Here is a 12925-nt window from a genome sequence, read left to right as displayed (position 1 = left end):
TGGGACCAGGATCGAGCGAACTCTAACCACGCCCGCCGACAACGAGCATCACGACGAGGTCACCGCGGGGTCATCCCGTCGGGCCGCGGCCGCTCCAGCTCCAGGCGTAGGCGCCGTCGTCGCTCTGCTGCCCGGCCTCGCCGATCTCGAGCGGCCGGAAGGTGTCGACCATGACCGCCAGCTCGTCGAAGTAGTCCTTGCCCAGCGCCCGCTCGATGGCGGCCGGCTGCGGCCCGTGCGAGTGGCCGCCGGGGTGCAGCGTGATCGAGCCCTGGCCGATGCCGGAGCCCTTGCGCGCCTCGTAGTCGCCGCCGCAGTAGAACATGACCTCGTCGGAGTCGACGTTGGAGTGGTAGTACGGCACCGGCACGGCCAGCGGGTGGTAGTCGACCTTGCGCGGCACGAAGTTGCAGATGACGAAGTTGTGGCCCTGGAAGACCTGGTGCACGGGCGGCGGCTGGTGGATGCGCCCGGTGATCGGCTCGAAGTCGTCGACGTTGAACGTGTACGGATAGAGGCAGCCGTCCCAGCCGACCACGTCGAAGGGGTGCGTCGGGTAGGTCACGATGCTGCCGACCAGCCCGGACGGCCCGTGCCCGCGGTGCTTCGTGTAGACGTCGACGTCGCTGCCCTCGGTGACGTACGGCTCGGCCGGCGCGGTGAGGTCGCGCTCGCAGTACGGCGCGTGCTCGAGGAACTGGCCGAACCGCGACAGGTACCGCTTGGGCGGGGTGATGTGCGAGTTCGCCTCGACCACGTACGCACGCAGCGGGCCGTCGCCCGTCGGGACCCAGCGGTGCACCGTCGCCCGCGGGATGATCGCGTAGTCGCCCTTGCGCACACGCAGGAGGCCGAACATCGTCTCGAGCGTCGCCTCGCCGTCCTCGATGTAGACGCACTCGTCGCCGATGGCGTTGCGGTAGAGCGGCGACGACTCGCCGGCCGCGACGTAGGCGATGCGGACGTCGCCGTTGCCGAGCAGCAGCCGCCGCCCCGTCACGACGTCGAACGCCTTCCAGTCCTTGCCCGGGAAGAGATCGTGCGGCTTGAGGTGCAGCGGCTTGAGCGGGTGGTTGGCGACGGTGCGGGCGTCGGGCAGCTCCCAGATGCGGGAGTCGACGATGGCCGACGGCACGCCCTCGTGGTAGAGCAGCGACGAGTCCGAGGAGAAGCCTTCCTCGCCCATCAGCTCCTCGTAGTAGAGGCCGCCGTCGGGCTTGCGGAACTGGGTGTGCCGCTTCGGCGGTACCTGGCCGACGCTGCGGTAGAACATCTCCGTCACCTTCTCGGCATTGTTCGAAAATCGGACACACTTGCCCGTATATCGACCAGAGTCGAGGATGGTGGGATGGGTGTCAAGGAGGGCGGGCGTGCGATGACGATTCCACCGATCTTCGAGCGGCTGATCGACGATGCCGCCGTGTTCCCGCCGGGTGACCTGCCGCTGGCCGACGCCGTTCCGGCGCACGTCGCGCACCGGGCGGCCTGGTACGCCGGGCTGGTCGGCCCGCTGCTCTGCGCGGCGTCGTCGCTGGACTCGCTGGCGTCGTCGGCGCGGGGGCTGCCCGCGCCGCTCGAGGTCGCCGTCGTCGTCGACACCGGGACGGGAGGCGTGCTCGACGCCGTCGACGCCGTCGACGCCGAGCCGCACGTGAGGCTGCGCGGGATCGAGGTGCCGCTGCGTGGCTCGCCGCTCGGGGACGCGGCCCGGCGGACGGTGGCCGCGCTCGACGCCGCGCTGGGCGGCCCCGACGACGACGAGCCCACGTACGTCGAGGTCCCGCGCGAGCACGGGTGGGAGGTGGCGCTCGACGTCGTCGCCGAGGCCGGCTACCGGGCGAAGCTGCGCACCGGCGGGGCCGCGGCTGACGCCGTCCCGTCGAACGAGGAGGTGGCGGCGTTCGTCGTCGCCTGCCTCGACCGCGGCGTGGCCATGAAGTTCACCGCGGGGCTGCACCACGCCGTCCGCGGCCCCGTCGAGCACGGGTTCCTCAACGTGCTGCTCGCGGTGGGGACGGCGGCGGGCGGCGGGTCCGTGGCGGACGTGGCGGCGGCGCTGTCGATCGACGACGGCGCTCGCCTGGCCGCCGCCGTGGGGGCGCTGGACGCCGCCGCGGTGCGGCGCTGGTTCGCGTCGTACGGGTCGTGCAGCATCGCCGAGCCGCTGTCGGAGCTGATCGCCCTCGGACTGGTCGCCGAACCCGGTAGGGTCGCGCGGTGACCTGGTTGGATCTTGCCGACGACGCCCCCTTCGACGCCTGGACGCTGCCCTACGGCGTCTTCTCCACCACCGGCGAGGAGCCTCGGGTCGGGGTCGCCGTCGGAAGCTGGGTCCTCGACCTCGCGCCGCTGGCCGCCGTCGAGGGCCTGGACGGCTCGCACCTGTTCGCACAGCGCACGCTGAACTCGTTCCTCGCGGCCGGGCGGCGGGCGTGGGAGGCGGTGCGCGGCTGGGTGCTCGAGCTGGTCACCGAGTCGCCGCACCGCGACCTCGTCGAGCCGCACCTCGTCCCGCTGGCCGAGGCGACGCTGCACCAGCCGTTCACCGTCGCCGACTACGTCGACTTCTACGCGTCGCAGCTGCACGCCGAGAACGTCGGGAGGATCTTCCGGCCCGACTCCCCCGCCCTCCCCGCGGCCTGGCGGCACCTGCCCATCGGCTACCACGGCCGGGCCGGCACCGTCGTCGTCTCCGGGACGCCGATCGCGCGCCCGTCGGGGCTGCGCCGGGTGGGCGCGCCCGGATCCGATGTGGAGTTCGGGCCGTCGCTCAAGCTGGACATCGAGGCCGAGGCCGGCTTCGTCGTGGGGACGCCGTCAAAGCTGGGGTCGCGGGTGCCCCTCGGCTCGTTCGAGGACCACGTGTTCGGGATGGTGCTGGTCAACGACTGGTCGGCGCGCGACATCCAGGCCTTCGAGTACGTCCCGCTGGGACCCTTCCTGGGCAAGTCGTTCGCGACGTCGGTGTCGCCGTGGGTCGTGCCGCTGGCGGCGCTCGAGCCCGCCCGGGTGACGCCGCCGACACGCTCGCCTGCGGTGGCGGCGTACCTGCGCGATGGCGACCCGTGGGGCCTGGACCTGCAGTTCGAGGTGTCCTGGAACGAGACGGTGGTCGCCCGGCCGCCGTCGCGCGAGCTGTACTGGACGCCGGCGCAGATGCTGGCCCATATGACCGTCAACGGCGCCTCCGTCCGCACCGGCGATCTCTACGCCAGCGGGACCGTCAGCGGCGCCCGTCCCGACACCGGCTCCTTCCTGGAACTGACGTGGAACGGCAGCGACCCCGTCACCCTCGCCGACGGCACCCGACGCACGTTCCTGGAGGACGGCGACACCGTCACCATCCGCGCCACGGCCCCCGGCCCGAACGGAACGCGCCAACGTCTGGGCGAGGTCACCGGAACCATCACCCCGCCCCCGTGATCACCAAAGCATCGGGTTGCCCTGGCGACCCGTTACTCGGCTGATCCTGGTCATCCACGTCACCGTCGTAGCCGACCACGACGTCGGCAAGATCGACGGTGTTCGGGTCCACTACGCGCACCGCCTGCCGCTCACCCGGCCCCCGGCCGAGACCCCGCCGCGCACGCGCGTCGAGGACACCGCACCCACAGGACGCCGAGACCTGCGCGTCATCACGACCCGCTTCTTTGATGATCAAGGGACGGGTGGGGTCAGGCGTGGCCGGCGTGCTCGTGTTCGACGTGACCTTCCGGCTCGATCTGGAACGTGCTGTGCTCGATGTCGAAATGGCCGGCGAGGCAGGCGTGCAGGCCGTCCAGGACGGAGTCGGCGCCACACCCCGGCGGCGACTCGTCGGCGATGACGACGTGGGCCGACAACACCGGGACGCCGCTGGTGATGGTCCAGGCGTGCAGGTCGTGCACGTCGACGACGCCGGGGATCTCCATGATGTGGCGGCGGACGTCCTCGAGGTCGACGCCCTTGGGTGTGGCCTCGAGCAGGACGTCGAGCACCTCGCGCAGCAGCAGCCAGGCCCGCGGCAGGATCAGCACGCCGATGAGGATCGACGCCAGTGCGTCGGCCTGCGTCCAGCCGCTGGCCATGATGACCAGCGCCGCCGCCACGACGGCCAGCGACCCCAGCGTGTCGCCCAGCACCTCGAGGTACGCGCCGCGGACGTTCAGGCTCGACGACTGCCCGGACCGCAGGAGCAGCAGTCCGCCCACGTTCGCCACCAGGCCGACCACGGCGATGACCAGCATGATGCCGGCCTCGATCTCGCCGGGCTCGCCCAGCCGCCGGACGCCGCCGACGATCGCCAGCACGCCGATGGCCGCGACCACGATGCCGTTGGTCAGCGCCGCCAGGATCTCCGCCCGCTGCCAGCCGAACGTCCGCGCCACCGTCGTCGGCCGGGTCGCGATGGCCGTGGCCAGCAGCGCCAGCGCCACCCCCAGCCCGTCGGCCAGCATGTGACCGGCGTCGGCGAACAGAGCCAGCGACCCGGACAGGAACGCGCCGACGACCTCGGCCACCAGCACGACGCCGATGATGACCAGCACGGCCTGCATGCGCCGCCGGTACGCGTACGACGCGGTGGTCCCGCGCGGCGGCAGCCCGTGCCCGTGCCCGGCACCCATCAGTGCGCCTTCCCGGGTCTGGTCGCGGGGGCGGCGGTGTCGGGCCGCGCCCGGTGCCCGGGTACGACGGCGTCAGCGTGCGGTTCCGCGTGGGTTCCGTCAGCGGCGACGCCGTCGGGCCGCAGCCTCGCGGGCGAGCCGGCCGCCGCCAGGACGTCCTCGGCGGCGGTCAGCATCGCCCACAGCTCGGGCCGGATCAGCGCGTAGTACGTGGACCGGCCGTGCGGGTGCGGCTCGACCAGCCCGGCGTGGCGCAGGCAGGACAGGTGGCCGGACACCGTCGACTGGGCCAGTCCGAGCTCGGCGGTGAGGTCGACCACCCGTCGTTCGCCGGCGCCGAGCAGCCGCACGATCTCCAGTCTGGCCGGATCGGCCAGGCTGTGGAACAGCTGCACGGCCGCCGCGTCGACGGACGCCCGATTCATCGTCATACGACGATGATAGCGCCCCTCACCGATGAACCGTCAGGTGTGCCGCGTCACGGCAGAGCCGGCTTGCCCGCGGTCCACACCCACGCGTCGAAGAAGGCCTCGAGGTCCTGGCCGGACAGCTCCTCGGCCAGCGCCTGGAAGTCGTCGGTCGTCGCCACCGAGTCCTTGTACCGCGTCGGCCACTCCACGGACAGCGCGTCGAACGCCTCGCCGCCGATCTCCTGCCGCAGCGCGTACAGCGTCGCCGCGCCCCGGTCGTAGACGGCGCCGGCGAACAGCCCGAGCGGCCCGGGGTCGGCGATGACCGTCTGCCAGAACGAGCTGGTCGCCGGGATCGCCATGACATCGGCGAAGTTCTCCGCCGCCGTGGTGCGGCCGTCGTGCTCGGACCACAGCCACTCCGCGTAGCTGGCCCAGCCCTCGTTCAGCCAGATGTCCGACCAGCGCTCCGGGCTGACGGAGTTGCCCATCCACTGGTGCGCGAGCTCGTGCGCGACCGTGCCCTCCGACGCGCTCCTGGAGTAGATCGGCCGGGTCTGCGTCTCCAGCGCGTAGCCGACGCTGTCGTCGTCGACGATGGCGCCGTACGACGAGAACGGGTACGGCCCGAACCGGGTCTCGAAGAACGCGATCATCTCGGCGGTCTGCGCGAGGCCGGCCGACGCCGCGGGCGCGAGATCGCGGTCGATCGCGTCGATGATCGGCAGCCCGTCCGGCGTCGTCCACTGCCGCAGCTCGTAGTTGCCGACCGACGCCGTCACCAGGTAGCTGGCCATCGGCTCGCGCGACGACCACTCCCACGTCGTCCAGCCGTTCGCCGTCGAGGAGCCGACGAGGTCGCCGTTGCCGACCGCGACCCGCCCCTCCGGCACGGTGACGGCGACGTCGTAGGTCGCCTTGTCGGTGGGGTGGTCGCTGACCGGGTACCAGGTCATCGAGCCTTCCGGCTCGCTCGCCACCATGGCGCCGTCGCGCGTGGTCACCCAGCCGTAGAGCGCGCCCTCGATGTCGAGGGGCCGGCCGGTGGCGCCGTGGTACGTGACGACGACGTCGACGGCGCGGCCCCGGGGCAGGATCGTCTTGGGCGTGATGACCAGCTCGTCACCGCTGCGCGTGAACTCCGCCGGCCGGTCCTTGACGACGACGGACTCGACCGTGAGCCCGCGCAGATCCAGATCGAAGCTGGTCAGGTGCCGCGTCGGCACGATCGTGACGGTGGCGACGGCGGTCAGCTGGCCGGTCAGTGGGGCGGGCGCCGGGGCCGGCGGCTGGTAGCGCAGGTCGAGGTCGTAGTGGACGGCGTCGTAGCCGCCGTTGCCCGCGAACGGGAAGTAGGCGTCGCCCGCGCCGGACGCGCCCGGCGCCGGCCTCGACGACTCGCCGTCTGCGGCGACGGCGGGCAGCGCCGCTCCCGCTGCCAACACGACGGCGGCCGCCGCGGCCAGGCCGCACACCATACGAGATCTCATGTCGAGCACGCTCCCCCGGGTAGACGACGGTCGATCACCGCAGCCTGCCGGAGATCCGGGCAAAAGGGAACGCCTCGCGCGACGGCATAGGCTCGGGTCTCGTGGGTGTACGCGCGCGACTCGCCGGTTTCCTGGGTGTCCGACCGCTGGTTCCGGACGCCGCCGCGCGCCGGGCGGTGCACCGCGCGGCGCAGGCCGAGGCGGCGCTGGCGGACGTCCCCGACGACGAGCTGGTCACGCGCCTGCGCGCGGACCGCGACGACGCGCTCGCCCTCGTCCGTGAGCTGGGACGGCGGGCGCTCGGCGAGCGCGCCCACGACAACCAGCTGCTCGCCGTCGTGGGCCTGCTCGCCGGCCGGATCGTGCAGCTCGACACCGGCGAGGGCAAGACGCTGGCCGGCGCGCTCGCCGCCACCCTGTCCAGCGTCCGCGACCGGCACGTCACGGTGCTGGCGGCCAACGACTACCTCGCCCGCCGCGACGCCACCTGGATGCGACCGCTGTACGACGCGGCCGGCGTGAGCGTGGCCTGGGTCGACGCGGCCTCGGATCCGGAGGCGCGGCGGGCCGCCTACGCCGCCGACGTCACGTACGTACCGGCGAGCGAGCTGGGCTTCGACGAGCTGCGCGACCGGCTGGCCCGCGACCCCGAGGAACGGGTGCGCGGCCGGCGCGAGGTCGTCATCGTCGACGAAGCCGACTCCGTGCTCATCGACCAGGCGCGGCAGCCGCTGGTCCTCGCCGGCGCCGTCGACGACGCCGAGTCCGACACCGCCATGGCCGGGCTGGTCGCGTCGATGCGCGCCGGGGTCCACTACGCGGTGACCGACGACGGCTACGGGGTCGCCCTGACGCCCGCGGGCGAGGAGCTGGTCGAGCAGGCCTTCGACGTCGACCTGTACTCCGAGGCCGACGGCGGCCGCATCCTCACCCGGGCCAACCTGGCCGTCCATGCCGAGGCGCTGCTGACCCGCGACGTCGACTACATCGTCCGCGACGGCGCCGTCCAGCTCGTCGACGTCACCAAGGGCCGGGTGGCCCGGTTGCACCGCTGGCCCGACGGTCTCCAGGCCGCCGTCGAGGCGAAGGAGGGGCTGGTGCCCAGCCGGGCCGGCGAGATCCTCGACTCCATCACGGCCGCGGAACTGGTGCAGGAGTTCGGCCTGCTGTGCGGCATGACCGGCACGGCGGCCTCGGCCGCCGAGCAGTTCGACCGGATGTACCGCCTCCGGGTCGAGACGATCCCGCCGAACGTGCCGGGCATCCGCACCGACGAGCCGCTCGCCCTCTACGCCACCCGCGCGGACAAGCTGAACGCCGTCGTCGACCGCATCGCGGCCGCGCACGCGACCGGCCGGCCCGTCCTCGTCGGCACCCCCAGCGTCGCCGACAGCGAGGAGCTGGCCGGGCTCCTCGCCGGCGCGGACGTGCCCTGCGTGGTGCTGAACGCGAAGAACCACGAGGCCGAGGCGGCGGTCATCGCCGAGGCCGGCCGCCGCGGCGCCGTCACCGTCTCGACCCAGCTGGCCGGCCGCGGCGTCGACATCCGGCTGGGCGGCAGCGACGGGGCGGACGCTCGTGCCGACGTCGCGGGCCTCGGCGGGCTGCTGGTCATCGGGACGGAGCCGCATGCGGCGGCGCGGCTCGACGACCAGCTCCGCGGCCGCGCCGGGCGCCAGGGCGACCCCGGCGGCTCGGTGTTCTTCGCCTCGCTCGACGACGACCTCATCGCCCGGCACGCCCGGATCCGGGCCACCCCGGCCGCCGACGGCCGCATCACGTCCGCGGGCGCTGTCGCCCAGGCCGCACATGCGCAGCGGGTGGCCGAGGGCACGGCGCTGCGGATCTACGCGAACACGCACGAGTACGCCGTCGTCCCGCGTCGCCAGCGCGCCCACGTCCTGGCCCGCCGCGAGGAGCTGCTCGCGCTGCCCGAGCCCGAGCGCGGCGCGCGGCTGTCCTTCCTCGACCGCGCGTGGGCCGACCACCTCGCCCACCTGGCGCACCTGCGCGACGCCACGCCACTGCGCTCGCTGTCCGGCAAGGCCCCCGTCGTGGAGTTCAACGCCGAGGCCGTCCGCGCCTTCGAGTCGCTGCTGCAGAGCGCCGAGGACGACGCCGACGAGTTCCTGGCCGCGCACCCGGACCTCAGCGACGCGGACGCGGAGGGGCTCGGCCTCGGCCGGCCGTCGGCGACCTGGACCTACGTCGTCCGCGACGATCCGTACGGGTCTCCGGTCGAGCGCTTCCTCCTCGGCATCACCCGCCGCGCGCTCGGCCGCCCCGACGGCGACGAGCGCGGGCTGACCGGCTGAATCGATGAGTCTCAGCGGGTTCGGCGTCACAGAGTTCCAGCTGGTCCTGCTGCGGCGCATGCAGGACTTCCAGCCGGAGCTCGTCGAGGCGGCGTGGGAGCGGCTGGGCGTGACCCGCTCGGACGCGCGAAAGGCGAACGCGTTCTGGCAGACGGTGGAGCGGTCGCGCACGGCGCCGCGCGGACTCGACCGCTACCGCATCGTGCTCGGCGCGCCGGCCGGCCAGAGCGAGGTGACGATCGGCGACGTGAGCTGCCGGCTGTTCCACTGGTACCTGCCGCTCTGGCCGGACCTGCGCTGGGAGCTGCTGACCGGCACCACCGGCAGGGTCGTCAACGGCTGGCTGACCCGCGCGCAGGGCGGCGCCGTCCCGCAGCTGCCCGCCGACGGCGACCTCGAACCGTGGTCGTGCGTCATCGGCGACGTCGAGCGGACGTACGCCGGCGTCAAGCACCTCGAGGGCGACGCGGCGAGCCGGTGGCACGTCGCGTTCACGACGCCCACCGGCTCGGCGCGGCTGGCCCGGTTCGTCTACGGCCTGGTGCAGACGACCGAGGCCAGGACGGTCAGAGGTTTCCCCGCTTCTCCTGCTCGCGCTCGATCGACTCGAACAGCGCCTTGAAGTTGCCCTTGCCGAAGCCCAGCGAGCCGTGCCGCTCGATGATCTCGTAGAACACCGTGGGGCGGTCGCCGATGGGCTTGGTGAAGATCTGCAGCAGGTAGCCGTCCTCGTCGCGGTCGACCAGGATGCCGCGCTTCTTCAGCTCCTCGACGGGGACACGGACGGTGCCGATGCGGGCCCGCAGCTCGGGGTCGTCGTAGTAGGCGTCGGGGGTGTCGAGGAACTCGATGCCCTCGGCGCGCATGGCGTCGACGGTGCGCAGGATGTCGTTGCTGGCCAGCGCGATGTGCTGGCAGCCGGCTTCGCCGTAGAACTCGAGGTACTCGTCGATCTGCGACTTCCTCTTCGCGATGGCCGGCTCGTTGAGCGGGAACTTCACCCGGTGGTTGCCGTTGGCGACGACCTTCGACATGAGCGCGGAGTAGTCGGTGGCGATGTCGTCGCCGACGAACTCGGCCATGTTCACGAAGCCCATGACCTTGCGGTACCAGTCGACCCAGTAGTCCATCTTGCCCAGCTCGACGTTGCCGACGCAGTGGTCGACGGCCTGGAAGAGTCGCTTCGGGGCGCCGTCGCGCTTGACGTAGGTGGAGGTCTTGGCGACGTAGCCGGGCAGGTACGGGCCGGTGTAGCGGGACCGGTCGACCAGCGAGTGCCGGGTCTCGCCGTAGGTCGCGATGGCGGCCAGCCGGACGGTGCCGTGCTCGTCGGAGACGTCGTGCGGCTCCTCGAGGACGGTGGCGCCCTGGGCCCGCGCGTGCGCGACGCACTTGTCGACGTCGGGCACCTCGAGGGCGAGGTCGATGACGCCGTCGCCGTGGCGGCGGTGGTGGTCGAGATGGCCGCTCTCGGGGTGCACCCCGCCCTGGATGACGAACCGGGCCGACCCGCTGCGCAGCACGAACGCCTTGTGGTCGCGGTTGCCGGTCTCGGGGCCGGAGTAGGCGACCAGCTCCATGCCGAAGGCGGACTGGTAGAAGTGCGCGGCCTGGGTGGCGTTGCCGGCGACGAACACGACCGCGTCCATGGCCGTGACCGGGAACGGGTCCTTGCTCTCGTCGTACTCCACCAGGCCGACGAGCTGCTTGAGCTGCTCGAGATCGAGGTCGGCGTCGCGTTCTTCGGGGGTCAGAGCGTGATCGATGGCCGTCATGACAGGACTCTGCCGGGCGGTCACGGGGTGAGCAAGTGGCCCCCGGCACAGTAGTCACGGTGTACGGTATGAACACCGTAACCGCCAAACCACTGTGCAGATTGTCCACTGGAGTTCTACTGTGATCGACGGCCTCGACGCCCGGATCCTCGAGCTGTTCACACGCGAGCCGCGCATCGGCGTGCTCGAGGCGTCCCGACGGCTCCAGGTCGCCCGCGGCACGGTGCAGGCCCGGCTCGACCGGCTCCGCGACACCGGCGTCATCGCGAGCCTGGCACCGACGGTCGACCCGGCGGCCCTGGGCTTCCGGGTCACGGCGTTCGCCTCGCTCGACATCCGCCAGGGCGCCCGCGCGTCGGTCGCGGCGCACCTGAGCCGCATCCCCGAGGTACTCGAGGTGCACACCATCACCGGCCAGGGCGACCTGCTCTGCCGCATCGTCGCGCGCGACAACGACGACCTGCAGCGGGTCATCGACGACCTCGTGGGCGACGACGACATCGTCCGCACGTCGACGCTGATCGCGCTGTCCACCGTCGTCGCGCCGCGGATCCTCCCCTTGGTCGAGTCCGCCGCCACCCCGCCGAGTCGATCTTGGAGTACCCGCGGAATCACTCCGGGCGAATCGGACCGGAACTCCGCGGTTGTTCCATGATCGACTTCGTCGGCGGCGGGCGGGACGGCGACAGTTGCCGGTCAGCCCGTGGGGTCGCCCGCCCAGGCGATGAGGGCGGCGCGCAACGCGGCGTCGCGGCGGATCATCGGCCTGGTGTCGGTGGCCCAGGCGACGTAGCCGTCGGGCCGGACCAGCGTGAGGCCGTGCGAGCGGTCGACCGTCGTGACGAGGTCGACCCGCCCGTCCCACGGGTCGACCAGGCCGTGGTGGTCCTGTCCGGTCAGCAGCAGGAACCGGCCGCGCCGCAGCTCCTCGTAGAGCCGGGTCTTCGTGCCGGACCCGGTGACGACGGTGACGTCGGGGACCCGCTTGCCCACCAGGGGGTGGTCGCCGCGGTCGCGGTCGTAGCCGATGGCCAGGCCCGAGACGAACTCGCCGGCCTTGCGCTGCAGCGGGCCGATGCTCGCGGCGACGGCGCCGGCGATGTTGCGCACCGCCCGCAGCGCCGCCGACCCCGTCAGCGCCATGCGCAGCAGCGTGCCGCTCCCCTGCACGACGCTGGCCCCGACGGCTCGGCGCTCGGTGTCGTAGGTGTCGAGCAGCCCGGGCGGTGCCCAGCCGCGCACCGCCGCGGCGAGCTTCCAGCCGAGGTTGGCGGCGTCCTGCAGCCCGGTGTTCATGCCCTGCCCGCCGGCCGGCGAGTGCACGTGAGCGGCGTCGCCGGCCAGGAACGCCCGGCCCTCGCGGTAGCTCGGCACCAGCCGCTCGTCGCTGTGGAAGCGCGACAGCCAGCGCACGTCGCGCATCCCGTAGTCGGTGCCGAGCACGCGGACCGCGACGTCGCGGACCTCCTCGAGGTCGACGGGGTCGTCGTCGGGCCGCTGCTCGCGCCGGTCCCAGGCGATGACGCGGTACCAGCCGTCGCCGTAGGGCGCGACGAACGCGAACCCGTCGTCGTTGGCGTTCACCACCAGGACCTCGTCGGGCGGCTCGGCCAGCCGGACGTCGGCCAGCATCACCGACCGCACGACGGCCTCGCCGGGGAACGGCAGCCCCAGCGTCTCGCGGACGGTGGACCGGACCCCGTCGGCGCCGACCGCGTACGCCGCTCGCAACTCCCGGGCGCCGCCGTCGTCGCCCGTGAGCCGCACGGTGACGCCGTCGTCGTCGTGTGCGAGCGCCGTCACCGTCGCCCCGGTCAGCAGGGTGGCGCCGGCCCGCCGGGCCCGCTCCTCGAGGACGTCCTCGACGTGGTACTGCGGCGTGACCAGCACGAACGGAAAACGCGTCGGGAGATCGGAGAGGTCGACCTCGACGTTGCCGAACAGGCTGAGCGCGGCCACCCGCTGCCCGGTGTCGATGACCTGCTCGGCAATGCCGCGGGCGTCGAACACCTCGAGGGTGCGGGCGTGGACGGCGAACGCGCGGGTCAGCGGCGAGCGGGCGGTGCGCTTCTCGACCAGGGTGCACGCGAGGCCGGCGGCGGCCAGGTCACCCGCGAGCAGCAGGCCGGTGGGACCGCCACCGACCACAACGACGTCCGGCGCGTCACTCATCGCATCCCTCCGGCTCCTTCGGCCTGCGGGCACCGTACCCGTCCGGGCGGCCGGCGCACCTGTCGCCGTCGTCACAGTGATCATCACTGCTGGTCATGTCAATCGTCGCGGCCCTGCGGACTTGCCTCGCCCCCGGGGTGACGGGGTTGAATGTCTCCG

11 protein-coding genes are annotated in these 12925 nt (G+C 72.8%); 5 read left to right on the top strand and 6 right to left on the bottom strand.

What is annotated here, in order from left to right; translation table 11 throughout:
- Positions 1-70 precede the first annotated feature (70 nt).
- Entirely contained in the window at positions 71-1273 is a 1203-nt protein-coding gene (locus E1212_RS13905; RefSeq protein WP_131983394.1) for a homogentisate 1,2-dioxygenase, read from the bottom strand.
- A gap of 102 nt (positions 1274-1375) precedes the next feature.
- On the opposite strand from E1212_RS13905, the gene E1212_RS13900 reads away from it, so the two are divergent.
- Both E1212_RS13900 and fahA read left to right on the top strand, forming a co-directional pair.
- Positions 1376-2221, top strand: coding sequence for a hypothetical protein (locus E1212_RS13900; RefSeq protein WP_131983392.1), 846 nt, complete (start codon positions 1376-1378; stop codon positions 2219-2221).
- Positions 2218-3423, top strand: a complete 1206-nt coding sequence (fahA, locus tag E1212_RS13895; RefSeq protein ID WP_131983390.1) for a fumarylacetoacetase — start codon at positions 2218-2220, stop codon at positions 3421-3423. Before E1212_RS13900 ends, fahA begins: the two co-directional genes overlap by 4 nt.
- A 251-nt stretch (positions 3424-3674) precedes the next feature.
- Here the strand turns inward: fahA and E1212_RS13890 are convergent, their stop codons facing one another.
- Genes E1212_RS13890 through E1212_RS13880 form a run of 3 tightly spaced genes read right to left on the bottom strand, consistent with a single transcriptional unit; the run spans position 3675 to position 6504 of the window.
- Positions 3675-4604 carry a cation diffusion facilitator family transporter gene (locus E1212_RS13890; protein ID WP_131983388.1) on the bottom strand — a complete coding sequence of 310 codons (930 nt, stop codon included), beginning with the start codon at positions 4602-4604 and terminating at the stop codon, positions 3675-3677.
- Positions 4604-5035 carry an ArsR/SmtB family transcription factor gene (locus E1212_RS13885; protein WP_131983386.1) on the bottom strand — a complete coding sequence of 144 codons (432 nt, stop codon included), beginning with the start codon at positions 5033-5035 and terminating at the stop codon, positions 4604-4606. Before E1212_RS13885 ends, E1212_RS13890 begins: the two co-directional genes overlap by 1 nt.
- Positions 5036-5082: 47 nt before the next feature.
- Positions 5083-6504: a M1 family metallopeptidase gene (locus E1212_RS13880; protein WP_203416841.1), complete on the bottom strand. Its 1422-nt coding sequence runs from the start codon at positions 6502-6504 to the stop codon at positions 5083-5085.
- Between the two features lie 101 nt (positions 6505-6605).
- Between E1212_RS13880 and E1212_RS13875 the strand changes: the two genes are divergently transcribed.
- Together E1212_RS13875 and E1212_RS13870 are read left to right on the top strand one after the other, a co-directional pair.
- Positions 6606-8819, top strand: coding sequence for a preprotein translocase subunit SecA (locus tag E1212_RS13875; RefSeq protein WP_203416840.1), 2214 nt, complete (start codon positions 6606-6608; stop codon positions 8817-8819).
- A 4-nt stretch (positions 8820-8823) separates the two neighbouring features.
- Complete coding sequence (locus E1212_RS13870) at positions 8824-9441, top strand: hypothetical protein (RefSeq protein WP_131983384.1); 618 nt, start codon at positions 8824-8826, stop codon at positions 9439-9441.
- Here E1212_RS13870 and hppD read toward each other — a convergent pair.
- Positions 9386-10594 (bottom strand): 4-hydroxyphenylpyruvate dioxygenase, encoded by a 1209-nt coding sequence (gene hppD, locus E1212_RS13865; protein ID WP_131983382.1) that lies wholly within the window; start codon positions 10592-10594, stop codon positions 9386-9388. The two genes, E1212_RS13870 and hppD, sit on opposite strands and share 56 nt — an antisense overlap.
- 121 nt (positions 10595-10715) lie before the next feature.
- Between hppD and E1212_RS13860 the strand changes: the two genes are divergently transcribed.
- Positions 10716-11249 carry an Lrp/AsnC family transcriptional regulator gene (locus tag E1212_RS13860; protein WP_131983380.1) on the top strand — a complete coding sequence of 178 codons (534 nt, stop codon included), beginning with the start codon at positions 10716-10718 and terminating at the stop codon, positions 11247-11249.
- Positions 11250-11290: 41 nt separating this feature from the next.
- Here E1212_RS13860 and E1212_RS13855 read toward each other — a convergent pair whose 3' ends face one another.
- Complete coding sequence (locus tag E1212_RS13855) at positions 11291-12766, bottom strand: FAD-dependent monooxygenase (RefSeq protein WP_131983378.1); 1476 nt, start codon at positions 12764-12766, stop codon at positions 11291-11293.
- Between the last annotated feature and the right edge of the window lie 159 nt (positions 12767-12925).

The sequence above is a fragment of the Jiangella ureilytica genome (assembly GCF_004348545.1).
GTDB lineage: Bacteria > Actinomycetota > Actinomycetes > Jiangellales > Jiangellaceae > Jiangella > Jiangella ureilytica.
The sequence above is the reverse complement of the archived record's forward strand: the minus strand, read 5'-3'. Positions and strand labels throughout refer to the sequence as shown.

Excerpts from the sequence above, each read along its gene's own strand:
- E1212_RS13905 (WP_131983394.1), bottom strand. The coding sequence starts at position 1,273 with ATGTTCTACCGCAGCGTCGGCCAGGTACCGCCGAAGCGGCACACCCAG.
- E1212_RS13900 (WP_131983392.1), top strand. The coding sequence starts at position 1,376 with ATGACGATTCCACCGATCTTCGAGCGGCTGATCGACGATGCCGCCGTG.
- E1212_RS13890 (WP_131983388.1), bottom strand. The coding sequence starts at position 4,604 with ATGGGTGCCGGGCACGGGCACGGGCTGCCGCCGCGCGGGACCACCGCG.
- E1212_RS13885 (WP_131983386.1), bottom strand. The coding sequence starts at position 5,035 with ATGACGATGAATCGGGCGTCCGTCGACGCGGCGGCCGTGCAGCTGTTC.
- E1212_RS13880 (WP_203416841.1), bottom strand. The coding sequence starts at position 6,504 with ATGAGATCTCGTATGGTGTGCGGCCTGGCCGCGGCGGCCGCCGTCGTG.
- E1212_RS13870 (WP_131983384.1), top strand. The coding sequence starts at position 8,824 with ATGAGTCTCAGCGGGTTCGGCGTCACAGAGTTCCAGCTGGTCCTGCTG.
- hppD (WP_131983382.1), bottom strand. The coding sequence starts at position 10,594 with ATGACGGCCATCGATCACGCTCTGACCCCCGAAGAACGCGACGCCGAC.
- E1212_RS13855 (WP_131983378.1), bottom strand. The coding sequence starts at position 12,766 with ATGAGTGACGCGCCGGACGTCGTTGTGGTCGGTGGCGGTCCCACCGGC.